27 protein-coding genes are annotated in these 23,506 nt (G+C 62.3%); 17 read left to right on the top strand and 10 right to left on the bottom strand.

The window, feature by feature from the left end; translation table 11 throughout:
* Positions 1-44 precede the first annotated feature (44 nt).
* Both NKH21_RS06040 and NKH21_RS06035 read left to right on the top strand, forming a co-directional pair.
* Positions 45-665 (top strand): hypothetical protein, encoded by a 621-nt coding sequence (locus NKH21_RS06040; RefSeq protein ID WP_352664674.1) that lies wholly within the window; start codon positions 45-47, stop codon positions 663-665.
* A gap of 251 nt (positions 666-916) precedes the next feature.
* Positions 917-1,852 carry a ribose-phosphate pyrophosphokinase gene (locus NKH21_RS06035; protein WP_352489004.1) on the top strand — a complete coding sequence of 312 codons (936 nt, stop codon included), beginning with the start codon at positions 917-919 and terminating at the stop codon, positions 1,850-1,852.
* 100 nt (positions 1,853-1,952) lie between these two features.
* Here NKH21_RS06035 and NKH21_RS06030 read toward each other — a convergent pair whose 3' ends face one another.
* Entirely contained in the window at positions 1,953-2,834 is an 882-nt protein-coding gene (locus NKH21_RS06030; RefSeq protein WP_352664672.1) for an AraC family transcriptional regulator, read from the bottom strand.
* A gap of 129 nt (positions 2,835-2,963) precedes the next feature.
* Here NKH21_RS06030 and NKH21_RS06025 point away from each other — a divergent pair, with 129 nt between their 5' ends.
* The 9 genes from NKH21_RS06025 (at position 2,964) to NKH21_RS05985 (ending at position 10,919) form a co-directional block, all read left to right on the top strand.
* Complete coding sequence (locus NKH21_RS06025) at positions 2,964-4,208, top strand: MFS transporter (RefSeq protein WP_352664670.1); 1,245 nt, start codon at positions 2,964-2,966, stop codon at positions 4,206-4,208.
* Between the two features lie 206 nt (positions 4,209-4,414).
* Positions 4,415-5,164 carry an SDR family oxidoreductase gene (locus NKH21_RS06020; protein ID WP_352664668.1) on the top strand — a complete coding sequence of 250 codons (750 nt, stop codon included), beginning with the start codon at positions 4,415-4,417 and terminating at the stop codon, positions 5,162-5,164.
* Positions 5,165-5,544: 380 nt separating this feature from the next.
* A complete protein-coding gene (locus tag NKH21_RS06015; protein ID WP_352489001.1) occupies positions 5,545-6,189 on the top strand; it encodes a 50S ribosomal protein L25/general stress protein Ctc in 645 nt (214 codons plus the stop codon).
* 23 nt (positions 6,190-6,212) lie between these two features.
* Positions 6,213-6,938, top strand: a complete 726-nt coding sequence (pth, locus tag NKH21_RS06010) for an aminoacyl-tRNA hydrolase (protein ID WP_352664666.1) — start codon at positions 6,213-6,215, stop codon at positions 6,936-6,938.
* Between the two features lie 3 nt (positions 6,939-6,941).
* Positions 6,942-7,505, top strand: a complete 564-nt coding sequence (locus NKH21_RS06005) for a hypothetical protein (RefSeq protein WP_352863542.1) — start codon at positions 6,942-6,944, stop codon at positions 7,503-7,505.
* A gap of 77 nt (positions 7,506-7,582) precedes the next feature.
* Positions 7,583-8,686 (top strand): redox-regulated ATPase YchF, encoded by a 1,104-nt coding sequence (gene ychF, locus NKH21_RS06000; protein ID WP_352863540.1) that lies wholly within the window; start codon positions 7,583-7,585, stop codon positions 8,684-8,686.
* Between the two features lie 197 nt (positions 8,687-8,883).
* Entirely contained in the window at positions 8,884-9,858 is a 975-nt protein-coding gene (gene corA, locus NKH21_RS05995) for a magnesium/cobalt transporter CorA (RefSeq protein ID WP_352863538.1), read from the top strand.
* A 132-nt stretch (positions 9,859-9,990) separates the two neighbouring features.
* Positions 9,991-10,452 carry a MaoC family dehydratase gene (locus tag NKH21_RS05990; protein WP_352466830.1) on the top strand — a complete coding sequence of 154 codons (462 nt, stop codon included), beginning with the start codon at positions 9,991-9,993 and terminating at the stop codon, positions 10,450-10,452.
* Positions 10,449-10,919, top strand: coding sequence for a MaoC family dehydratase (locus tag NKH21_RS05985; RefSeq protein ID WP_352664658.1), 471 nt, complete (start codon positions 10,449-10,451; stop codon positions 10,917-10,919). The genes NKH21_RS05990 and NKH21_RS05985 overlap by 4 nt, the downstream gene beginning before the upstream one ends.
* A 45-nt stretch (positions 10,920-10,964) precedes the next feature.
* Here the strand turns inward: NKH21_RS05985 and NKH21_RS05980 are convergent, their stop codons facing one another.
* From NKH21_RS05980 to petA, 4 genes are all read right to left on the bottom strand, one after another.
* A complete protein-coding gene (locus NKH21_RS05980; RefSeq protein ID WP_352664656.1) occupies positions 10,965-11,510 on the bottom strand; it encodes an adenine phosphoribosyltransferase in 546 nt (181 codons plus the stop codon).
* A 213-nt stretch (positions 11,511-11,723) separates the two neighbouring features.
* Positions 11,724-12,596: a cytochrome c1 gene (locus NKH21_RS05975; protein ID WP_352664654.1), complete on the bottom strand. Its 873-nt coding sequence runs from the start codon at positions 12,594-12,596 to the stop codon at positions 11,724-11,726.
* 89 nt (positions 12,597-12,685) lie between these two features.
* Positions 12,686-13,987, bottom strand: a complete 1,302-nt coding sequence (locus NKH21_RS05970; RefSeq protein ID WP_352863535.1) for a cytochrome b — start codon at positions 13,985-13,987, stop codon at positions 12,686-12,688.
* A 16-nt stretch (positions 13,988-14,003) separates the two neighbouring features.
* Positions 14,004-14,564: a ubiquinol-cytochrome c reductase iron-sulfur subunit gene (gene petA, locus NKH21_RS05965; protein WP_352488992.1), complete on the bottom strand. Its 561-nt coding sequence runs from the start codon at positions 14,562-14,564 to the stop codon at positions 14,004-14,006.
* Positions 14,565-14,845: 281 nt separating this feature from the next.
* Between petA and NKH21_RS05960 the strand changes: the two genes are divergently transcribed.
* On the top strand, positions 14,846-15,190 hold the full coding sequence (locus tag NKH21_RS05960) for a cupin domain-containing protein (protein ID WP_352863586.1): 345 nt from the start codon (positions 14,846-14,848) through the stop codon (positions 15,188-15,190).
* Between the two features lie 27 nt (positions 15,191-15,217).
* Here the strand turns inward: NKH21_RS05960 and NKH21_RS05955 are convergent, their stop codons facing one another.
* From NKH21_RS05955 to NKH21_RS05940, 4 genes are read right to left on the bottom strand one after another with little or no spacing between them, the layout of a single operon-like run.
* Positions 15,218-15,532, bottom strand: coding sequence for a DUF6665 family protein (locus NKH21_RS05955; protein ID WP_352863533.1), 315 nt, complete (start codon positions 15,530-15,532; stop codon positions 15,218-15,220).
* A gap of 21 nt (positions 15,533-15,553) precedes the next feature.
* Entirely contained in the window at positions 15,554-17,437 is a 1,884-nt protein-coding gene (locus tag NKH21_RS05950) for an ABC transporter ATP-binding protein (RefSeq protein ID WP_352863531.1), read from the bottom strand.
* Positions 17,434-19,323, bottom strand: coding sequence for an ABC transporter ATP-binding protein (locus tag NKH21_RS05945; RefSeq protein ID WP_352863584.1), 1,890 nt, complete (start codon positions 19,321-19,323; stop codon positions 17,434-17,436). Before NKH21_RS05945 ends, NKH21_RS05950 begins: the two co-directional genes overlap by 4 nt.
* Before the next feature lie 26 nt (positions 19,324-19,349).
* A complete protein-coding gene (locus NKH21_RS05940) occupies positions 19,350-19,754 on the bottom strand; it encodes a hypothetical protein (protein ID WP_352863529.1) in 405 nt (134 codons plus the stop codon).
* Between the two features lie 437 nt (positions 19,755-20,191).
* Here NKH21_RS05940 and NKH21_RS05935 point away from each other — a divergent pair, with 437 nt between their 5' ends.
* Both NKH21_RS05935 and soxR read left to right on the top strand, forming a co-directional pair.
* Positions 20,192-20,650 carry a tRNA (cytidine(34)-2'-O)-methyltransferase gene (locus tag NKH21_RS05935; protein WP_352863527.1) on the top strand — a complete coding sequence of 153 codons (459 nt, stop codon included), beginning with the start codon at positions 20,192-20,194 and terminating at the stop codon, positions 20,648-20,650.
* A 168-nt stretch (positions 20,651-20,818) separates the two neighbouring features.
* Positions 20,819-21,265: a redox-sensitive transcriptional activator SoxR gene (soxR, locus tag NKH21_RS05930; protein WP_352863525.1), complete on the top strand. Its 447-nt coding sequence runs from the start codon at positions 20,819-20,821 to the stop codon at positions 21,263-21,265.
* Here soxR and NKH21_RS05925 read toward each other — a convergent pair.
* The gene (locus tag NKH21_RS05925; protein ID WP_352863523.1) at positions 21,262-21,519 is read right to left on the bottom strand and encodes a hypothetical protein; all 258 of its coding nucleotides are present in this window, start codon (positions 21,517-21,519) and stop codon (positions 21,262-21,264) included. The genes soxR and NKH21_RS05925 overlap by 4 nt on opposite strands.
* A 103-nt stretch (positions 21,520-21,622) precedes the next feature.
* Between NKH21_RS05925 and hemF the strand changes: the two genes are divergently transcribed.
* From hemF to NKH21_RS05910, 3 genes are all read left to right on the top strand, one after another.
* On the top strand, positions 21,623-22,537 hold the full coding sequence (gene hemF / locus NKH21_RS05920; RefSeq protein WP_352863521.1) for an oxygen-dependent coproporphyrinogen oxidase: 915 nt from the start codon (positions 21,623-21,625) through the stop codon (positions 22,535-22,537).
* Positions 22,538-22,794: 257 nt separating this feature from the next.
* Complete coding sequence (locus tag NKH21_RS05915) at positions 22,795-23,055, top strand: DUF1344 domain-containing protein (protein ID WP_023679489.1); 261 nt, start codon at positions 22,795-22,797, stop codon at positions 23,053-23,055.
* Positions 23,056-23,317: 262 nt separating this feature from the next.
* Positions 23,318-23,503, top strand: a complete 186-nt coding sequence (locus tag NKH21_RS05910) for a DUF1059 domain-containing protein (protein ID WP_023679490.1) — start codon at positions 23,318-23,320, stop codon at positions 23,501-23,503.
* Positions 23,504-23,506 lie beyond the last annotated feature (3 nt).

The following is a 23,506-nucleotide window of genomic DNA, read 5'->3' as shown; positions in this document are numbered from 1 at the left end:
GAAAGAGTGTGAGGGGCGTTCGTCGCCAAGGAGTTTTCAGGCTAATGAGACGATCGCATGTGACGACCGTGTCATTGCTCGTGGCGCTGGCACTGGCGGCCTGCACCAATGCGAAGGACGTTCTCGAACCCTCGGCCATTGCCCCGCAATCGACGCAATCGCTCTCCGGAGCCGGAGGTGCCGCAACGCCCCCCTCAACCCCGGCTCAGCCTGCCGGCACCGCGCAAACTGCAGGTACAGCGCAGCCTTCCACTGCAGCAGCCGTGCCGCCCGCCAAAAGCGCGGCTGCCATTGCGCGGACCCGGCTGCAGGTGGCGCCGATCGTCGGCGCCTCGGTAGAAGCCGCGACACCGCTGACCGCCGAGCTTCAGACACGCGCCAGGCAGCGCGGCATCACTTTGGCCGGCAGCACCGACCAAACCCCAACGCATGTGCTCAAGGGCTATTTCTCGACCATGACGGAAGGCAAGGACACCACCGTCATCTACGTCTGGGACATCTATGACCCGGCCGGCAACCGGCTGCATCGCATCAATGGCCAGCAGAAGGCGCCCTCCGTCGGCGGTGGTGAAGGCTGGGCGGCGGTCGCGCCGGCGACCATGCAGGCAATTGCCGACCAGACAATCGACCAGTTCGCCACCTGGCTTGGCGGCGGCGCCGGCTGACCTGGAGTATGATTCCAAAAGTGGAATCCGGTTTTCGGAAAGATCATGCTCAAACAGAAAGATAGCGCCAACCCGATTCCGCCGGGCATGGAACCGGCTCTATCGCCGCATGCTCAAGCCGTAAGCGTTTATTGAGATTAGCCGGCGGATTCCCATTCACGACGCTTGCAATACCGGCGCGGGCCGCTAAAAGCCCGACTAAGAGGCTGGAGTGCTATCGGAGTCTCTCAATCCTTCGCCAGGAACGGTGCATGAAGCTCTTCGCGGGCAATTCCAACAGGGTGCTGGCCGAATCAGTCGCCCGCTACCTCAACATTCCGCTGGGCAAGGCCAGCGTCAGGCGCTTCGCCGACCAGGAAATCTTCGTCGAGATCCAGGAGAACGTGCGCGGCGAGGACGTCTTCATCCTGCAATCCACCTCGTTCCCGACCAACGATCATCTGATGGAACTACTCATCATGATCGACGCCTTCATGCGCTCCTCGGCCAAGCGCATCACTGCGGTTATTCCTTATTTCGGCTATGCCAGGCAGGACCGCCGCGCCTCCGGCCGCACACCGATCTCGGCCAAGCTGGTCGCCAACATGATCACCAGGGCGGGCGTCGACCGGGTGCTGACCCTGGATCTCCATGCCGGCCAGATTCAAGGCTTCTTCGACATCCCGACCGACAATCTGTTTTCCGTGCCGGTCATGGCCCGCGACGTAAAGGCAAAATACAAGCAGCTTGCCAATGTCATGGTGGTGTCGCCGGATGTCGGCGGCGTGGTCCGCGCCCGCGCGCTCGCCAAGCGCATCGACGCCCAGCTTGCCATCGTCGACAAGCGCCGCGAGCGCCCCGGCGAATCGGAAGTCATGAACGTCATCGGTGACGTGCGCGGCAAGGATTGCCTGTTGATCGACGACATCATCGATTCGGGCGGCACGCTGTGCAATGCGGCCGATGCGCTGCTTGCCGACGGCGCCACCAGTGTCACCGCCTATACTACCCATGGCGTTTTGTCCGGCGGTGCCATCGCCCGCATCGGCGCCTCGAAACTGCAGGAACTGGTCATTACCGATTCCATCCAGCCGACCCAGGCAGTGCTCGACGCCACCAATATCCGCGTCATCTCCATCGCCGAACTGATGGGCGAGGCGATCTCGCGCACGGCGACCGAGGAATCGGTGTCGAGCCTGTTCGATTAATGCGTGTCGCGCAAAACTGTGCAGCGGTTTTGCGATAACGAAATGCATAAAAACAAGAACCCAAAGCGCGGCGCATGAGGCCGGCCGAACGCGACGCCCTTTAGGGCTGCGACTCAGGCCGAGCCGGACCGCTTATTCGTCGCACACCTTCGCCAGCATCACGCGCGCCCCGCATATAACCGCGTGGCGAGGCTCCCAGCATGCGCTTGAACATGGTGATGAACGCCGGCACGCTGTCATAGCCGAGATCGAGCGCCACCCTCGTGATCGGCTCGCCGTCGGCCAGCCGCGGCAGCGCCGCGAACAGGCAGGCCTGTTGGCGCCAGGTCGATAGCGACAATCCGGTCTGGCGGTGGAACGCGCGGGTGAAAGAGCGGCGGCTCATGCCGACGATAGCGGCCCACTCGTCGATCGTCGCATGCGGTGACGGTGCTGAGACGAAGCGCCGGCACAGCGCCGCCAGCCTTGCATCGGACGGGAACGGCAGTCCGAGCGGCCGTTCCGGCAGGTTCGGGATTTCGTGCAGCAGGAGCTTCATGATCAGCCCACCCCGCCCCTCCAGCTCGGCGCCTTGCGGCAGCTTTTCCGATTCCACGATCAGGCTGTGCATCAGGTCGGTGATGCCGACGACGCGCAACCCGTCCGGCAGGCCCGGAATGGCCTCCGGCATCACATAGACGGACCGCATGCTGACGTCGCCCAGCATCTCGACGGAATGTTCGGTGCCGGCGGGGATCCACATCGCGTGGTCGGGGGGCACCATCCAGCGCCCATGCCGCGTCGTCACCAGCACGACACCGACCAGCGCGTGCAGCAACTGGCTGCGGCTATGATGGTGCCGTGGCACGTGATAGCCGTCCGGATATTCGGTCGGCAGCGCCACGGCCGGCCCGACGGCCTGCTCCAGCCATTGCCAGCGACGCTCGTGCAACAGGCCGAGATCGGTATCGCCCGCTCTGAACATTTCCCTGCCATGCGGCATCAGCTATGGCCCACTTGCGAAACTATTGGACCAAACCACGAAAGAAGTCGCGTGACAAGCAACGTATAAGGCAGCCGGCCCATAAGACCGCCTGCGGGAGCGCCCGCCAAAAAGACCACGGAGCCTGCCTTGACCGATACCACAGCAACCGCCGACGCCAAGCCGGCAGCGGCCAGCCACATTTCAGCTCAGGCGACGGCCTTCACCGTCATCCTGGCGGTGAGCTTCTGCCATTGCATCAACGACATCATGCAGTCGCTGCTGTCGGCGATCTATCCGCTGCTGAAGGACAATTACGGTCTCGATTTCTGGCAGATCGGCCTTTTGACTTTCACCTTCCAGGTGACGGCATCCTTGCTGCAGCCGGTGATCGGCATGATCACCGACAAGCGGCCGATGCCTTACTCGCTGCCCTACGGCATGGCCTCCTCGTTGATCGGCCTGGTCGTGCTGGCCTATGCCGGACACTATTTCCTGCTCCTCATCGGCGCCTCGCTGATCGGCATCGGCTCAGCGATCTTCCATCCGGAATCCTCGCGCATCGCCCGCTTCGCCTCCGGCGGCCGGTTCGGGCTGGCACAGTCGCTGTTCCAGGTCGGCGGCAATTTCGGCCAGGCGATGGGGCCGCTGCTGGCAGCCTTCATCGTCGTGCCCTTCGGCCAGACCAGCATCGCGTGGTTTGCCGGCGGCTCGTTGATCGGCATCATCGTGCTGTGGCAGGTCGGTGGTTGGTACAGCCGCCTGCGTGCCGCGCAGAGCACCCGCAAGGCGGCAGGCTTCGTCTCGCCCTTCCCCCGCCGCAAGGTGATGGGCGCGCTGCTGGTGCTTACCTTGCTGGTGCTGACGAAGAACGCCTACATCGCCAGCCTGTCCAGCTACTACACCTTCTATGCCATCCATAAATTCGGCGTCTCAGTGCAGATGTCGCAGGTCATGCTGTTTCTGTTCCTCGGCGCCTCGGCCCTTGGCATCCTGCTCGGCGGCCCGTTCGGCGACCGCTACGGGCAGAAGGCGATGATCTGGTTCTCGATCGTCGGCGTGCTGCCCTTCACCCTGGCCTTGCCCTACGCCAATTTCGAGTGGACAATGGTTCTCACCGTGCTGATCGGCCTGATCCTGTCCTCGGCCTTCTCGAACATCGTCGTCTTCGCGCAGGAACTGGTGCCCGGCCGGGTCGGCATGATCGCCGGCATCTTCTTCGGCTTCGCCTTCGGCATGGGCGGCATCGCGGCCGCCGTGCTTGGCGTCGTCGCCGACATGAAAGGCATCGATTTCGTCTTCCAGGTCTGCTCGTATTTGCCGCTACTCGGCCTGCTGACGGTGTTTTTGCCGAACATGAAGGAAGCGAGGAAGGTGGAGGCGGTGGCCAGCTAAAATCAGTTCATCTTTCGGAATTGATACGAGGGGCGCGACATTTGTCGCGCCCTCGATGATTCTTTCACCACACGCCGGGTGAAAAGCCTGTTAGAGAGGGTCCACCCCTGAAGGCAAAATTTTGGTCAGCAACGCCTTCAAGTTGAACATACCGGGCTCAGCCCTGATGCTGCGCAGCGCTCCGCGCCAGAAAAGGCAATTAGCTTATGCCCAGACTAAAAGGCAAGGTCGCTTTGATTACCGGCGGCACCAGCGGCATCGGCCTGGTGACGGCGCGACGTTTCATCGAGGAAGGTGCGCGCGTCGCCATCACCGGAACCAATGCGAGCCGTCTCGAGGAGGCGCGCACCATCCTTGGCAGTGATGTGCTTGTGATTGCCGCCGACGCCGGAGATGCTGCTGCCCAGAACGACATAGCGCGGCGGATCGAGGAAACCTTCGGCAAGCTCGATGCTCTCTTCCTCAATGCTGGTATCGCCGACCTGCGCCCGCTTGGCGACTGGACCGAGGCCGCGTTTGACAGGAGCATCGATGTCGACCTCAAGGGGCCGTACTTCCTGGTCAAGGCGCTCGTTCCGCTGTTTTCGAACCCCTCGTCGATCATCCTCAGCGGCTCGGTCAACGCACATATGGGAATGGCTGGAACGCACGTCTATGCGCTGGCCAAGGCCGGCATGATTTCGCTCGCTCGGACGCTCTCGGGCGAACTGATAGAACGCGGTATTCGCGCCAATGTGATCAGCCCGGGTCCGATCGACACGCCGCTCAACGACAAACTTGGGCTGGACCCCGAAGCGGCGAAGGTGCGCGCGAAAGCTGTGGTCGGCCTGGTGCCTGCCCGTCGTTTTGGAACCGCCGAGGAAATTGCCAATGCAGTGGTCTTTCTTGCTTCGGACGAATGCCCGTTCATGGTCGGTGCGGAAATGCTGATCGATGGCGGCTTGAGCATCGCCTGACATCGGCACGACCTGACACAAGAACACCCGCCATCTGGCGGGTTTTTTTGTTACGTTCTGAAAGGCCTTGCGCCTTGAAGAAGGTCAGCAGGTCGGCGTTGATGACATCGGCATGGGTGGTCGCCATGCCATCGGGGAAACCCTTGTAGACAGGCGCCTTCCGCCCCGCTTGCACCTCGCGCCGCCTTCCGCTATAGAGCCGCCACCCGCGTAGACACCCTTGGAGGCAACGCGGCGGAAGGCCGCCTTCCCGCATGATCCCGAAAAGTGGATTCCGGTTTTCGGACCAGATCATGCGTTAGCTATGGCGGCTTTCGACGTTTACGGCCCCGGCACTTTGCCGGCCGCGAACGCTCCAGAACAACGCGAAAGGAAATGCCATGAGCCACGATACTTACGAGCTCAAGGCCGAAGCGCGCGAACAGGTCGGTAAGGGGTCCGCCCGTGCAGTTCGCCGCAACGGTAAAGTGCCTGCAGTGATTTACGGCGACAAGCAGCCTCCCCTGGCGATTGCGCTGACCTACAAGGACATCTACTACAAGATCCATGGCGGCGGGTTTCTGACCACGGTCGCCACGATCGATGTCGACGGCAACAAGATCCAGGTTCTGCCCAAGGATTTCCAGCTCGACCCGGTCAAGGATTTCCCTGTCCATGTCGATTTCCTGCGCATCGGCAAGGATACCGAAGTCAACGTCGATGTGCCCGTGCACTTCATCAATGAAGACAAGTCGCCCGGCATCAAGCGCGGTGGCGTGCTCAACATCGTGCGCCACGAGGTCGAGTTCCACTGCCCGGCCAATGCGATCCCGGATTTCATCACCATCGATCTCACCGGCACGGATATCGGCGATTCGATCCACATTTCGGCCGTCACCTTGCCGGCCGGCGTCAAGCCGGTGATCTCCGACCGCGACTTCACCATCGCGACCATTGCCGGCTCCTCGGCGATGAAGCCGGAGGCCGCGGAAGAGACGACTGAAGCGGCTGCGCCCGAAGCGGCTCCTGCCGCCGAAGAGAAGTAACTCCTTCCCGCCCGGAGGCGACGATGCTTGTCTTTGCAGGCCTCGGCAATCCGGGCGCGAAATACGCCAACAACCGGCACAATGTCGGCTTCATGGCGGCGGACGCGATCGCCCGCCGCCATTCCTTTTCACCCTGGTCGAAGAAATTCCAGGGTCTGATCGCCGAAGGCACGCTTGCCGGCGAAAAGGTGATCCTGATCAAGCCGCAGACCTTCATGAACCTGTCCGGCCAGTCGGTCGGCGAAGCCTTGCGCTTCTACAAGCTCGGCCCTTCGGCGCTGACTGTCTTCTATGACGAGATCGACCTTGCCGCCGGCAAGGTGCGGGTCAAGGTCGGTGGCGGTTCCGGCGGCCACAACGGTATCCGCTCGCTCGACCAGCACGTCGGCAAGGATTTTCGCCGTGTGCGCATCGGCGTCGGCCACCCCGGCGTCAAGGAAATGGTGCACGGCCATGTGCTCGGCGATTTCGCCAAGGGCGACCGCGAATGGCTGGACGTGCTGCTCGACGAAATCGCCGATGGTGCCGGATTGCTTGCCAAGGGCGACGACAACTCGTTCATGAACCGCGTGACGCTGGCCCTGCGCGACAAGCTCACGCCGACGGGCGACGACGATCGCCCACCGCCCAAGGCGCCAAAGGCGCAAAGCCACGTCCGCCAGGCGCGGCCGCAGCAGCCGGCGGCCAAGCTGCCCGAAACCGGCCCGATGGCGGCTATGCTGAAGAAGCTTTTTGGCGGCAAGGACTGAGCCATGGATATGGATGACGTTCAGGAATTGGTCCGCCTCATCAGACAGAAGTATGTTGATTATTTCGTCGCTGCTGCCGGCGAACTTGCTCGCAACAGCCAAGGATCGCATGCAACCGAGATCAAGTTTTCGAATGTCGATTCGTTCTATCGAACTCTCATCGCGGTTGATTTCGTCGGCAATGACGGACAGCCAAATCCGCAATTCATCAACAGCGAAACCTATGTGAAATTCTCTCCGGATATTCACGCCGGGATTGGTGGAGTGGATGTCCTCGTCTCACCGTTCAAATGGGACGAGGTTCATTTCAAATTCCTCGTAAATGAGCTCGACGGCGATCTCTTCGACGAATGGTTTCGCGGCTGGTTCGATATCGATGGCGAGCGTGAAACATCGGAGACCGTCGGAAACATCATTCACAGTGTGCAATTGCTCGACGGGCAACTGACCATCGATTTCGGAACCGCCGAGGTAGACGCGTTCTGGCATCTTCTGCAAATACTGAGCAGGTCCGGCGTTCGTTCGTTGGCGATAGGCACCGATGACATCGCGCAGCGTCTGAATTGAATTGCGCCTTGACGATCATCGGCGCTTTCGCCCATAGCCCTGATCAAATTTCGATTTCCCGATAGGACCAGACCAAAATGGGTTTCAAATGCGGCATCGTTGGCTTGCCCAATGTCGGCAAGTCGACGCTCTTCAATGCGCTGACCAGGACGGCGGCGGCGCAGGCCGCCAATTATCCGTTCTGCACTATCGAACCGAATACCGGCGAGGTGGCGGTGCCCGACCCGCGCCTGCAGAAGATCGCCGCGATCGGCAAGTCGAAGGAGATCATCCCGACCCGCATCTCGTTCGTCGACATTGCCGGCCTGGTGCGTGGTGCCTCGAAAGGCGAAGGGCTTGGCAACCAATTCCTCGCCAACATCCGTGAGGTCGACGCCATCGTCCATGTGCTGCGCTGCTTCGAGGATGACGACATCACCCATGTCGAGGGCCGCATTAATCCCGTCGCCGATGCCGAGACCGTCGAGACCGAATTGATGCTTGCCGACCTCGACAGCCTCGAGCGCCGCATCGTGCAGATCCGCAAGCGTGCCGCCGGCAAGGACAAGGAAGCAGCGACCGTACTTCCGATGATGGAAGCGGCGCTTGAACTGCTGCAGGCCGGCAAGCCCGCCCGTATCCTGCTCAACGGCATCTCGGCCGAGGACCTGCGCATCCTGCAGGGGCTGAACCTATTGACGTCTCACCCCGTGCTCTATGTCTGCAACGTCGCGGAAGCCGATGCCGCTACCGGCAACGCGCATACCAGGGCCGTCGAGCAGATGGCCGCCGCGCAAGGCGCCCGCACCGTCGTGATTTCAGCGGCGATCGAAGCCGAGGTCGCCCAGCTCTCGGACGAAGAAGAGATGGAATTCCTCTCCTCGCTTGGGCTCGACGAGCCGGGCCTGAACAAGGTGATCCGCGCTGGCTACGAGCTGCTGCAGCTCATTACCTATTTTACCGTCGGGCCGAAGGAGACGCGCGCCTGGACCGTGCACAAGGGCGCCAAGGCGCCGCAGGCGGCAGGCGTTATCCACACCGATTTCGAGCGCGGCTTCATCCGCGCCCAGACCATCGCCTATGACGACTTCGTCAGGCTGGGCGGCGAAGTGGCGGCCAAGGAGGCCGGCAAGGCGCGCGACGAAGGCAAGGAGTATGTCGTCCAGGACGGTGACATCATGCTGTTCAAGTTCAACACCTGACCCGGCGAGGGAGCCCAGTGGCGACCATTGCCGTCGCTCGATGTCGCAGTGCCTCTTGCGCTGCTTGACGGGCCGTCGTGCGGGGTCTAAGGGGCCTCTGCACCGGCCTCGCGCCTCACCTGCCCGTGTCCGTGCGACCCGACTGACGCGCCCCCTCCAAACGAACGCTCTTTGGCAACAGCAAGGGAGACCCGGCGATGATCAAGGCCTTCGTCGTCGACAATGATCGCCTGCGCCTGGTCGACGATCTCCTGCAAAACAGCGACACTGTCGTCTGGGTCGATCTCTTCAACCCGACAAAGGAAGAAGAGACGACAATCGAGACCTGGCTCGGCATCGCCGTTCCGACCCGCGAAGAGATGGAAGAGATCGAGATCTCGAGCCGTCTCTACGTCGAGGACGGCGCCTACTTCATGACCGCCATTCTGCCTGCCCAGACCGAGGTTGACGATCCGTTGATGTCGCCGGTTACCTTCGTGCTCGCCGGCAGCAGGCTGATCACCGTGCGGTACCACGAACCGAAGGCGTTCAGGACCTTTCCGCTGCGCGCCGAGAAGGTGGCGACCGGCTGCACCAGCGGCGACACCATCCTGATCGGACTGCTGGAGGCGATCGTCGACCGCCTCGCCGACATTCTGGAGCGCGCCGGCCGCGACGTCGAGGTGATCTCGCGCGACATCTTCGAGGCACGCTCGACCAAGGTTTCCAAGCGCAACCGCGACTTCCAGGAGCTGTTGAAAGGCATTGGCCGCAAGGAGGACCTCGCCTCCTCGATCCGAGACAGCCTGATCTCGCTACAGCGCCTTGCCGGTTTCCTCGCCCATGCCTCCACGCAGACCAGGATGAGCAAGGATACCCGCGCCCGCATCAAGACCTTGTCGCGCGATGTGCTGTCGCTCGCCGACCACGCCACGTTCCTGTCACAGAAGATCAGCTTCCTGCTCGACGCGACGCTCGGCATGATCTCGATCGAGCAGAACGCCATCATCAAGATCTTCTCCGTCGCCGCTGTCATCTTCCTGCCGCCGACGCTTGTCGCTTCGATCTACGGCATGAATTTCGACATCATCCCCGAGCTCAGATGGCACCTTGGCTATCCCTTCGCCATCGGCATGATGGTGCTATCGGCAATCCTGCCCTTCTGGTATTTCCGCCGCCGCGGCTGGCTGTAGGGTCATCAATGGCTCCGCTGCGGCCTGGTCGCAGCGGGGGCTGGCGCAGTAGAAATTGCTTGACCAAATGCCGCCCTGCCTGCATCCGGGACCCGGACCCGCGATCGTACAATCATGAACCGGATTTCCATCATGACCGCAAAGACCTGGGCTTATGAGGATTTTGTCGAGGGCGCTTCGCTCGATCTCGGCACCAAGCTGGTAAGTGCCGCCGAAATCATCGAATTCGCCGGCGAATTCGATGCCCAGCCGATGCATCTCGACGAGGCCGCGGGCAAGGCCAGCATCCTCGGCGGGCTGGCGGCTTCGGGCTGGCACACCTGCGCCATGTTCATGCGCATGCTGTGCGATGCCTTCCTGCTCGACTCGACCTCGCAGGGCGCGCCAGGCGTCGACCAGGTCAAATGGAAACGGCCAGTCCTGGCCGGCGACCTGTTGAGCGGCAGCACCACCGTCCTTGCCAAGCGACTGTCCAGATCGAAGCCCCGGCTTGGCCTGGTGACCATGCGCAGCGAGTTGTTCAACCAGCGCGGCGAAGGCGTTTTCGAGCTCGAAAACACCGTCATGTTCCTCACCCGCGAGGGCAGTGCGTGAGTCTCGACGAATTCTTCTGCATCGGTATCACCGTCACGCTCGGTTCGCATCGATTCGAACCGGAGGCGATCAAGGCGTTCGCCCGCAAATACGACCCGCAGATATTCCATATCGACGAAGAGGCGGCGAGGAACAGCATATTCGGCGGGCTCTGTGCCTCGGGCTGGCACACCGCCGCCACCTGGATGAAACTGAACCTCGAGGCTGGCATGGAGGCAGAGGTCGCCCGCTGGCCCGGCCCTGGGCCGGTGCCGGAATTCGGCCCCTCGCCCGGCTTCAAGAACCTCAAATGGCCCAAACCTGTCTATGCCGGGGAAACCGTGACTTTCACCCGCACCGCGCTGGCCCATCGCCCCATTGCCTCGCGACCGGGCTGGCGGCTGCTGACGCTCCGCTCAGAGGCCTTCGATTCGATGGGCGACAAGGTCATCGAATTCGAAAGTGCCGTGCTGGTGAAGGTGGGGTGAGCGGAGTTCTTCCTTCTCCCACAGAAAGGGAGAAGGAAGAAACGCTCAATGCCCCTCAAACCCGATCAGCGTCCTCACCGGTACGCCGAGCGCCTCTAACCTCTCTCGGCCGCCAAGGTCCGGCAGGTCGATGACGAAGCAGGCGGCGACGATGTCGGCACCGATCTGCCGCAATAGCTTGACGGCCGCCTCGGCCGTGCCGCCGGTGGCGATCAAATCGTCGACGAGGATTACCCTCTCGCCCGGAGAAACACCGTCCTTGTGCATCTCCATCTCGTCCAGCCCGTATTCCAGGCTGTAGGCGACGCGCACCGTCTCGTAAGGCAGCTTGCCCTTCTTGCGGATCGGCACGAAGCCGGCCGAGAGCTGGTGGGCGATGGCGCCGCCGAGAATGAAGCCGCGCGCCTCGATGCCGGCGATCTTGTCGATCTTGAGGCCGGCATAGGGATGCACCAGTTCGTCGATGGCGCGGCGGAAGGCCCGCGCATTGCCGAGCAGCGTGGTAATGTCGCGAAACAGGATGCCCGGCTTGGGATAATCCGGAATGGTGCGGATCGCGGCAAGCAGCGTCTCTTCGAGCGAGGACTTCATCAGGCGGCTCTCCGGGCCATTCAGATTCGGCTGAAGACGTGAAGGGAATTGGCCAATCGTAACCCGGTGCAGCTAAGTCCGGCTACCGCCATGTGACGCCTGACGGAAAATTGTCCGGCAAAGGGCCTGGTCTGCGCCGGCAGCGATGAATCGACATGCCTGCAATGAAAAGGGCGCCTTTCGACGCCCTCGCATTCTCGTATATCGCAGGGTTCAGTGCATCACGCCGGCCCACACCTTGCGCTTGGTCAGGTAGACCAGCGCACCGAACAGCAGCAGGAAGACCAGTACGCGAAAGCCGGTCTTCTTGCGATCCTCGAGGTGTGGCTCGGCCGCCCACATCAAGAAGGCCGACACGTCGCGAGAATACTGGTCGACCGTCTGCGGCGCGCCGTCATCATAGGTAACCTGGCCATCGGAGAGCGGCTTCGGCATCTTCAGCGACACGCCGGACAGGAAGTACGGATTGTAGTGCGTGCCTTCCGGTATGACCATGCCCGCCGGCGGTTGCTGGTCGTAGCCGGTCAGCAGCGAGTGGATGTAGTCGGGGCCGCCCTGGGCATACTGGGTAAAGATATCGAAGACGAAGCGCGGGAAGCCGCGCTCGACGCCGCGCGCCTTGGCCAACAATGACATGTCGGGCGGCGCTGCGCCGCCATTTGCCGCCGCTGCCGCTTCGACATTAGGGAATGGCGCCGGGAAATGGTCGGACGGCTTGCCGGGACGGTCGAACATGTCGCCGGCATCGTTCGGGCCGTCATGGATCGTATATTCGGCCGCCAGCGTCTTGATCTGCGCGTCCGAATAGCCAAGGCCTTCCAGCGTACGGAACGCCACCAAATTCATCGAATGGCAGGCCGAGCAGACTTCCTTGTAGACCTTCAGCCCGCGCTGCAGCTGGGCCTTGTCGTAGGTGCCGAATGGCCCAGCGAAGCTCCAGTCCATTTCCTTTGGTTCGTGTATCGGGAAATGCGTCGGCGCCGCCTCATTGTGCGCCTCTTCCTGGGCGCTGGCTCCAGTGCCTGCGGCCCCCATGCCCGCGGCCACAAGGCCAAGCAGCGCCAGCGAGGTGAGAATCTTCTTCATGCCAAATCCCCTTGAGATTCTCTGACGCGCTGTCACCGTCTCGAGCATGACCTTGTCCGAGTACCGGTTTCCACTTTTCGGAATCATGCTCAGCCCTTGGTTTCCGGCGCGGTCGTGGCGCCGGCAGGATGTCCACCGCCGCCCTTGTTCTTCTCGAGCACCGCTTCGGTGATCGAATTCGGCAGCCGCCGCGGCTTTTCGATCAGCCCGAGCACCGGCAGCGCTACCAGGAAGAAGGCGAAGTAGAACAGCGTCGCCATTTGCGCCATGAACACATAGCTGCCCTCGGCCGGCTGCGAGCCCAGCCAGCCGAGCAGGATGGCGTCGGCCACGAACAGCCAGAAGAACAGCTTGTACCAGGGCCGGTAGACTGCCGAGCGCACCTTCGAGGTGTCGAGCCACGGCACCAGGAACAGCATTGCAATCGCGCCGAACATGCAGAGCACGCCGCCGAGCTTGGAGTTGATTGGCCCGATATTGAAGGTGATGGCGCGCAGGATCGCGTAAAACGGCAGGAAGTACCATTCCGGCACGATGTGGGCCGGCGTCTTCAGCGGGTTGGCCACGGTGTAATTGTCCGGATGGCCGAGATAATTCGGCAGGTAGAACACGAAATAGGCGAAGACGAACAGGAACACGATCATGCCGAACCCATCCTTGATGGTCGCGTAAGGCGTGAAGGCGAGCGTGTCGGTCTTCGATTTGACCTCGATGCCGGTCGGATTGTTCTGGCCGACGACATGAAGCGCCCAGATGTGCAGCACGACGACGCCGGCGATCATGAACGGCAAAAGGTAATGCAGCGCAAAGAACCGGTTCAGCGTCGGATTGTCGACCGCGAAGCCGCCGAGGAGAAGCTGCTGGATCCAGTCGCCAACCAGCGGTATGGCGGTGAAGAAGCCGGTGATGACTGTGGCGCCCCAGAAGCTCATCTGGCCCCAAGGCAGCACGTAGCCCATGAACCCGGTCGCCATCATCAGCAGGTAGATGATGCAGCCGAGGATCCACAGCAGCTCGCGCGGCGCCTTGTAGGAGCCGTAGTAGAGGCCACGGAAGATATGGATGTAGACGGCAATGAAGAAGAACGACGCGCCGTTCGAATGCAGGTAGCGCAGCATCCAGCCGGAATTGACGTCGCGCATGATCTTCTCGACCGAATCGAAGGCGAGAGTGCTGTCGGCTGCGTAGTGCATGGCCAGCACGATACCGGTCAGGATCTGCGCCGCCAGCATAAGCGCAAGGATGCCGCCGAAGGTCCAGGCATAGTTTAGATTGCGCGGCACCGGATAGGCGATGAAGCTGTCATAGACCAGCCGCGGCAGCGGCATGCGCGAATCGAACCAGCGTCCGATGCCGGTCTTGGGCGTATAGGTCGAGTGTCCCTCGCTCATGGAAATATCCCCTGCCTCAGCCGATACGGATCTTGGTGTCGGAAACGAATTGGAACACCGGTACCGCCATGTTCTCCGGCGCCGGCCCTTTGCGGATGCGGCCGGCGGTATCGTAGACGGAACCATGGCATGGGCAGAACCAGCCGCCGAAATCGCCTTCCTGGCCAAGCGGGATGCAGCCGAGATGGGTGCAGACCTGGACCATCACCATCCAGGCTTCCTTGCCCGGCGTGGTTCGGTTGGCGTCGGTTGCCGGCGCGTCGGCCGGCAGGTTGGCATTGCGGGCGATTGGATCCTTGAGCTCGGCGAGATTGACCGCCTCGGCTTCCTTCATCTCTTTTTCGGTGCGGTTGCGCACGACAACCGGCTTGCCGCGCCACTTCACGACGAGCGACATTCCCGGCGTCAGCGAGGAGACGTCGACCTCGACCGAGGCGAGCGCCAGTGTCGAGGCATCCGGACGCATCTGGTCGATGAACGGCCAGGCGACGGCGCCCGCGCCGACCACCGCGGCCATGCCGGTGGCGACGTAGAGAAAATCACGACGGTTGGGATCCTGGGTGTCGGTTGCGCTCACGGGTGCCTGATCCTTTCGCCTCTTCCGTGCCGGCGGCAGAGCCTTGTTCCCCGCTCAATCACGCCGGCCCGACAGCGCATGGCGAACAGGCTAGCGAATTCCTCCGGCATTTGGGACTTGGGTTTATGCGTGAAGCCTGTTTTTGTCCAGACGGGTGAAGGCACAAGGGCAGATTGTCGCGGGGACGTAATTCGCACGGCGGAACGATTGGAAAACAGCAGCAAAACCAAATGGCTGCGTTCGCCTCGACAGCTGGCGCTGGCCCGGTTTATCCTCGGCCTATGGCGCATGTCATAGACCGCGACAAATGGGCCGATGCGCCCGATCACTGGCAGGGCGAGCTGCAAGGCGGAGCTTACGGCTCGAACAGCTGCCTGATCTTCAACTACCTGCCCGAGATCGGCGGCGGCCCCAGGCTGCACAGCCATCCCTATTGCGAGATTTTTATCATCCGGACCGGGACCGGTCTGTTCACCGTCGGCGACCGGCAGATCGAGGCCACAGCCGGCCAGATCCTGGTCGTACCGCCGAACACGCCGCACAAATTCACCAATCTCGGGCCCGGCCCGCTGGAAACCACCGACATACACGAGAACGGCAGCTTCATCACCGAGTGGCTGGAATAACGCTTCACAAACCAGTTCCGGTTCGGATCATGCGCTGGCGCCGAGCCTGGCCAGCACGGCCTTGGGAATGTTGTATTCCCGGGTCACCGCGTCGTGCTTACGCAGGCCGCAGAGTTCGCGCTGGATGAAATAGCCGTGCACCGCTTCGGCTGCGTCCTTGAGTAGCCGGGCACGGTCGACGCTGTCGGAATTCTCGCGCAGCTTCGTCAGCGTTTCCTCGACGCGCCGGCCGGCGCGGCCGAGCGCCGCCGCCTTCTCGCCGAGGATTTCATGGCCAAGCAGGTCCAACGCGCTCTCCTGCGCGCCGGACCGTCCGAAATTCGATGGCATTCTCACAGCCATGGTCTGCTCCGGTTTTAGAAACTACTCCGCCGGCCGGGTCTCGGCCAGCGCGCTCTCCTCGTTGAACAGGAAGCCGCCGGACTGCCGCTTCCACAGCCTGGCATAGAGCCCGTCGAGCCCGACCAGCTCGTCATGCGTGCCTTGCTCGACGATGCGGCCGTCGTCGAGCACCACCAGCCGGTCGAGTGCCGCAATGGTCGACAGCCGATGCGCGATGGCGATGACTGTCTTGCCTTCCATCAGCCTTGCCAGATTTTCCTGGATCGCCGCCTCGATGTCGGAATCGAGCGCCGAGGTCGCCTCATCGAGCACCAGGATCGGTGCATCCTTGAGGAAGAGGCGGGCGATCGCCACGCGCTGGCGCTGGCCGCCGGAGAGCTTGACGCCGCGCTCGCCGGCATAGGCCTCATAGCCAATACGATCGCGATTGTCGCGCAGACCGAGGATGAACTCGTGCGCCTCGGCCTTCTTCGCTGCCGCGACCACCTCGGCGTCGGTCGCTTCCGGCATGCCGAGCTTGATGTTGTCACGCAGCGAGCGGTGGAACAGTGCCGTATCCTGGCTAACGACGCCGATATTGGCGCGCAGCGAATTCTGCGTGACCCTGGAGACGTCCTGCCGGTCAATGGTGATCTTGCCGCTCTCGAGGTCGTAGAGGCGCAGGATCAGATTGACCAAGGTCGTCTTGCCGGCGCCGGACGGGCCGACCAGGCCGACCTTTTCGCCCGGCCGCACGACGAGGGCGATGCCGTTGAGCACGCCGGACCCCTTGCCGTAGTGGAACTCGACATTGCTCACGTCGATGCGCCCGCCGCCGACGACAAGCTCTTTCGCGTCCGGCGCATCGGTCAGGCCGAGCGGCTGCGAGATCAGCGCCTTGGAATTCTCAAGCACGCCGAGGTTTCGCAAGATGCCGTTGAGCTGCATCATCAGCCGGCCGAGCAGCATGTTCAGACGCAGCACCAAAGACAGCGTGAAGGCCACGGCGCCGACTGTGATCGAACCGTCGATCCAGAGATAAACGGCAAAGCAGGCGATCGCTGTGATCATGATGCCCGACAGCATTGTCAGCGCCATGCGCACGCCTGTCAGCCGGCGGGTGAACGGGCGCAGCGCGTCGAGATAGATGTCGAAGCCGTTCCTGATGTAGCGGTCGTCGCCATCGGCCGAGAACAGTTTCAACGTCTGCACGTTCGAATAGGAATCGACAAGGCGGCCGGTGATCATCGAGCCGGCTTCGGCTGTGGCTTCGGCATGTTTGCGGATTGCCGGCACATAGCGCCTGGCCAGCAAGCCGAAGGCGGTAATCCAGATCACCACCAGCATCGCCAGCCGGAGATCGAGCCCGGCGACCAGCGCCAGCGTCGTCACCGTATACACGACCATGAACCAGACGACCTCGATGAAGCTTTCCATCAGATCGCCGGTCGCCTGTCCCGCCTGCCAGACCTTGGTCGCGATACGTCCGGCAAAGTCGTTCTGGAAGAAGGCGTAGGATTGGCGCGAGACATGGCGATGCGCCTGCCAGCGCACCAGGTTATAGAAACCTGGCGTGATCGTCTGCTCGTCGACCAGCGCCGACAGGCTGACGACGATGGTGCGGATGACCAGCACCACCGCAATCATGAAGACAAGTTCCGGGCCGGCGGCAGTCCACAGCGCGTGCCAGCTGCGTTCGCCGGGAAGCTGGTCGAGGATGTCGACCAGCCGCCCGACGAAATAGAACAGTCCGGCTTCGACCAGCGGCGCGATGCCGCCGATCACCAGCATGGCGAAGAAGGCGATCTTCGCCTGCCCGACATAATGCCAGAGGAAACCCCTGACGCCGGCAGGTGGCCGAAGGTCCGCGGGCTCCCGGAATGGATAGACCCAGTTCTCGAACCAGCGGTAGATGGCAGTCATCATTCGGCAGCTTCACCCTTGGCGATTGCATCGTTGGCGGCTGCATTGTTGGCAGAGGGGCCGTCGTCGAGCAGGAATCCGCCCGACTGGCGTTGCCAGAGTTGGGCGTAGAGCCCGCCTTTGGCAACGAGTTCCTCATGCGAACCTTCCTCGATGACACGGCCCTTGTCCATGACGACGAGCCGGTCCATGGCTGCGATCGTCGACAGCCGGTGGGCAATGGCGATGACGGTCTTGCCTTGCATGAGCTTGTAGAGGTTCTCCTGGATGGCCGCCTCGGCCTCGGAATCTAGGGCGGAGGTCGCCTCGTCGAGAATGAGGATCGGCGCGTCCTTCAGCATGACACGGGCTATGGCGATGCGTTGCCGCTGGCCGCCGGACAATTTGACGCCGCGATCGCCGACATGCGCGTCGAAACCCTTGCGGCCGTTCGAATCCGACAAGCCGGCAATAAAATCCAGCGCCTCGGCGCGCCGCGCCGCCTCGATCAGCATCTCGTTGCTGGCGTCCGGCCGGCCATAGAGGATGTTCTCGCGTACCGAGCGATGCAGCAGCGAGGTGTCCTGCGTGACCATGCCGATCTGCGCGCGCAGCGAGTCCTGCGTCACCGCCGCAATGTCCTGGCGGTCGATCAGGACCTTGCCGCTTTCGAGGTCGTAGAAGCGCAACAGAAGATTGACCAGCGTCGACTTGCCGGCACCCGAACGGCCGACGATGCCGACCTTCTCGCCCGGCTTCACCGTCAGCGACAGGCTTTCGATCACACCCTTCTGCTTGCCGTAGTGGAAGCGGATGTCCTCAAAACGGATCTCCCCCTTGGTCACGGCAATATCCTTGGCGCCAGGCCGGTCTTCGACGAGGCGCGGCAGCGAGATCGAGGCGATGCCGTCCTGCACCGTGCCGATATTCTCGAACAGCGTGGACATCTCCCACATGATCCATTGCGACATGCCCCAGAGCCGCAGCACGAGGCCGATGACCAGGGCGACGGCGCCGATCGTCACGGCTTGGCCGAGCCACAGCCATAGCGAGATTGCGGTGACCGAAAACAACAGCAGCGAATTCAGGACGTAGAGCAGGCCGTAGAGCTGCGTCACCAACCGCATCGATCGGTAAACCGTGTCGAGAAAGCCGGCCATACCGTCCTTGGCGAAGGATGCCTCGCGCCGCGCATGCGAGAACAGCTTGACCGTCTGGATGTTGGAGTAGCTGTCGACGACACGGCCGGTCATGGTTGAGCGCGCATTGGCCTGCTCCTCGCCGACCTTGCCCAGCCGCGGGATGAAATAGCGCAACAGCAGGACATAGCCGGCAAGCCAGACGGCAAGCGGCGCAGCCAGCCGCCAGTCTGCCGAGCCGACAATGAACAGCATGCCGAGAAAATAGACGACGATATAATTGAGCACATCGATGAGCTTGATGACGCACTCGCGCACGGCGAGCGCCGTCTGCATCAGCTTGGTCGCGATGCGCCCGGCAAACTCGTCCTGATAGAAGCTCATCGACTGCTTGAGCAGGTAACGATGCACCTGCCAGCGGATACGCATCGGATAGTTGCCCATCAGCGTCTGCTGGTTGAGCAGCGAATGGAACCAGACCGTTGCCGGCAGCGCGAAAACCACGATGAAGGCCATGCCGGCCAGCTTCAAGCCTTCGGTCTGCAGGAACGTCTCGCGATTCTGTCCGGACAGCCAGTCGACGATCCGGCCCATGAAGCCGAACATCCACACCTCGGCAAGGGCGATGGCCGTCACCAGTACCGCATCGAGAGCGATATAGGGCCATGCGCCGCGTGTGTAATGCACGCAGAAGGCGATCAGTGTCCGCGGCGGCTCGACCGGCTCCTTGGCAGGGAACGGATCGAGCCTTTTTTCAAACCAGCTAAACATAGTGGTGCTCACAGTACTGTTTCCGCTCACGCGGCACGGGACCGGACGAGGTGCCCAGACCGCATGGCGCCAAGGACCGGTGATACGGAATCGTCCGCCTCGCCGGTCCTGCTTCGCGCTATATAGGTTGTCGCGGGCCTTTCGCCGACAGTCTCGTTTGACGATGCTGACGACGTTTTGACGATCCGGATTTTCGCGCCGGTTTTTGCACCAGGCCGGATCAGCCTGATGATCCGGCGCACCAGCGACGGCCGGCTATAGTCCGGAACGGCGCGCGAGAAATCGACGTCCGGCAGCATGCCGCGATGCGGACGCCGGCGGGTCTCGGCGTGAACCGCCGACGAGTAGGTCTCGCCGATCAAAAGCGACCAGGTCGCAGTCTTGCGCTCGTGCAGGCTCCTTGAGCCGGGTATTCTACAGGGATCGAACATCGGTCCGTCCTCCGGTTGAAGATACAGGTAGTTGAAGATACAGGTAGAAGGGTGAACCAACCCAGGCCGCGGGCATGCGCGGCGCGGCAAAGGTGGCATCGGTCGAAGCGTGTTCAGGTGGGGCGTTCAGCCCCTTCCACAGCTTGAAAAACATCGCAGGATTCCTTCAAAGGCCGAAAAAGGTTTCGGCGGGAATCGGTGCGATTGAAGTCTAGAAGGTCAGGAGAATCGTCGTACCGAAACCGCCGTCGGGCTGGTAAGCCCACGAGAGGGGTGGTGGATGTGCATGGCCATCATGAATTACCCCTCCATCGGTTCGGGTTGACAATGCTGGCCGTATAACCGACTTCGCAGAAAATGACCACCCGCCAGTCCAGGAATTTCCAAAACCGCGAGAGCTCTGTGGCTGATCTGCCACTTATTAGAAAGACGCGGAAATGAACGACCGTCTCCGCATCGCGCTCTACCAGCCGGATATCGCCGGCAATACCGGGACTATCCTGCGCTTCGCCGCTTGCCTCGGTCTCGGCGTCGACATTGTCGAACCGGCGGGCTTCCCGCTCAGTGACCGGGCGCTGAAACGGGCCGGCATGGACTACCTCGAAATGGCGGCGCTCACCCGGCATGTCGACTGGCACGCCTTCGAGGACTGGCGCAAGCTTGCCAAGCGGCGGCTGGTGCTGCTGTCGACCAAAGCAGCTGTCGCCTACACGGATTTCGTCTTTGCCGGCGACGACATTCTCCTGTTCGGCCGTGAATCCGCAGGCGTGCCGGATGCCGTCCACGAGGCGGCGGATGCGCGCCTGACCATTCCGATGCAGCCCGGCGCGCGCAGCATCAACGTCGCGCTTTCCGTTGCGATGGTGGCGGGCGAGGCGACCCGGCAGCTTCGCTAGGATGTGTACGCGATCGCCGGCCGCAGCGACCAAGGCGTCGTCCTCACGCAACACTGCTTCCTCTCCAGTCATTCTCATCCAGACGCACATCGCCTTCTCCTGCCGTTTGCATCTTCGAGGCTTCTTCGCTACAAGCTCAACTTAACTTGAGGTCAAGCGGAAATTAGAATGGCTGCGGTGACGGAATTGACGGTCGGCCAGGTGGCGACGCGCAGCGGCGTCGCGGTGTCGGCGCTGCATTTCTACGAAGCGCGCGGGCTGATCCGCAGCCACCGCACATCAGGCAACCAGCGGCGTTACGGCCGCGACGTGCTGCGACGGGTGGCGATCATCAAGGTAGCGCAGGAGGTCGGCATTTCATTAGCCGAGATCGGCACAGCCCTTCGATCATTGCCCGAAGGCCGAACGCCGACGCGCGAGGATTGGAACCTGCTTTCGACGGCTTGGCGCGACGAGCTCGACCAGAAGATCAGTCAGCTCAAGAAGCTGCGCGACGGGCTGACCGACTGCATCGGCTGCGGCTGCATGTCAATCGACAAATGTCCGCTGAGGAACAAGGGCGACCGGCTGAGCATCCAGGGGCCGGGAGCGAGACGCTTGCTGATCGAGCGTTAATCCGCCGCCGGCAGCCGCCTGATGGTGAATTCGATGACGTCGCCCGGCCGCTCGAACCAGCTTTCGATCTCGGTCCAATAGGCCTGCTTGGGAAAGCGCTCGAACCATTCCTTCGCCTTGAGACGGGCGTCGGAGCGCGGCAGCACGAAGGTCTCGCGCAGAAATCCGTCGCGCGGCATGCGCGCGTTCTCGGCGCGCGAACGGTCGAGCCTCCTCTTCAGGCCATCCAGCGGCGGTCTTGCCGGGGTGCGCACGAAAGAACTCCATTCACACTTGACCCTTGCACCCAAGAGATTAGGGATCGCGGCCGGAAAAGACGAGTCATTTGTCGGGCGCGCCCGCAACCGGAGACAGGATTTGCAACGACCCGAGATACCGGCGGGGCTGCCAGCCGACATCGAACAGAAGAAGACGAAGGCACGGCTGTGGTTCGAGACGTTGCGGGAGCGCATCTGCGCCAGCTTCGAGCAGATCGAGCAGGACCTGCAGGGGCCGCAGGCCAGCTGGTCGCCCGGCCGCTTCGAAAAGACGCCGTGGCAACGCGATGCCGGCAAGGGCGGCGGCGGTATCATGTCGATGATGCATGGCCGCGTCTTCGAGAAGGTCGGCGTCCACACCTCGACCGTCCACGGCGAGTTCTCGCCCGAATTCAGGAAGCAGATGCCGGGCGCCGAAGAGGACCCGTCCTTCTGGGCGAGCGGCATTTCGGTGATCGCCCATCCGTGGAACCCCAACGTGCCGGCCGTGCATATGAACACGCGCATGGTCGTAACCTCGCGCCAGTGGTTCGGCGGCGGCGCCGACCTGACACCGGTGCTCGACCGCCGCCGCAGCCAGGACGACCCCGACACGATCGCCTTCCACAGGGCGATGCAATTTGCCTGCGAGAAGAACGCGGCGATCGCCGACTACGCGAAATTCAAGGCCTGGTGCGACGAGTACTTCTATCTGCCGCACCGCGACGAGCCACGCGGTACCGGCGGTATCTTCTTCGACTGGCTGCATTCGGGCGAGGACAAAGGCGGCTGGGACGCCGATTTCAACTTCGTCCAGGACGTCGGGCGATCTTTTCTCGTCGTCTACGGACATCTGGTGCGCGCCAACTTCAACGACAACTGGACCGATGGCGACCGTGACGAGCAGCTCATCCGCCGCGGCCGCTATGTCGAATTCAACTTGCTTCACGATCGCGGCACCATCTTCGGGCTGAAGACCGGCGGCAATGTCGCCTCGATCCTGTCCAGCCTGCCGCCTGAGGTGAAATGGCCGTAAAATCTCGGTGAGCGTGATGTGAGCCGCAATCGGGTCTAAATCCCCAGAATTTGACGGCAAATGTGGCGCAAGGCGCGCCAGAAAATATCTTTTTCGTCTAATATTCTATTGAAAAGATTGGGCTATTTGTCGCGTCGGGCCGGGAAACGCCGGCGGTCCTTTACTCCCGAGAGCCGCGACCCGACGTGACCGGACGGCCCATGATTGAATGGGGCACCTTCCCAAGCGGGTGCCCGCATTTTCCAGGAGAGCATGCCATGCGCAAGCTTATTATGACCGCAGCCGCCGCTGCCGTTCTCGCCTCTGGTACTGCCGCATTCGCTGCGGTCAAGCACACCACCGGCACGATCAAAAGCTTTGATGGAACGGCGATGAGCCTGGTTCTGGATAACGGAGCCACCTTTACGTTGCCCCAGACCTTCAAGGATCCTGGCCTGAAGGTCGGCGAAAAGGTCCGCGTCACGTGGGATATGAGCGGCAAGGACAAAATTGCCGAGGCCGTCAAGATCGTGAAGTGATGTCCTGCCCGCTGGAGGTCTTGCCTCCGGGGTAGCGTAAGAGGGCGGAGCAGCGCTGCTCCGCCTTTTCGCAACCTTGAGCACTGGGTGTCGGCTTGCACGCGCGGCGTAGGGCAACCAAAACCGTTCGATCGTGTTATGCTTAGCTGGCCCGCGTGTAGCCGGATACCGGACCCGGTTTCCGGATCGCGCAATCAAAGGTCTGGAGCTTCCGTGTCATTGCGCGGCGCGGCGCTCCAAGGAGGAGATGAGGAGAAGCCAAATGAAGGAATTCCATTGCGGGTCGCTCGTACCCGGCTGCGAGTGGCACACACGCGCCGAGGAGGAGGCTGAGGTCATGCGCCGTGCCGTCGAGCATCTGCGCGAGACGCATGGCGAGACGGTGATCCGCGAGACGATGATCGAGGCGATCCGCTCGCGCATCGAAAAGGTCCGCGACGCAGCGTGACGG

Source organism: Mesorhizobium sp. M1329, from assembly GCF_040318035.1.
GTDB lineage: Bacteria > Pseudomonadota > Alphaproteobacteria > Rhizobiales > Rhizobiaceae > Mesorhizobium.
The sequence above is the reverse complement of the archived record's forward strand: the minus strand, read 5'-3'. Positions and strand labels throughout refer to the sequence as shown.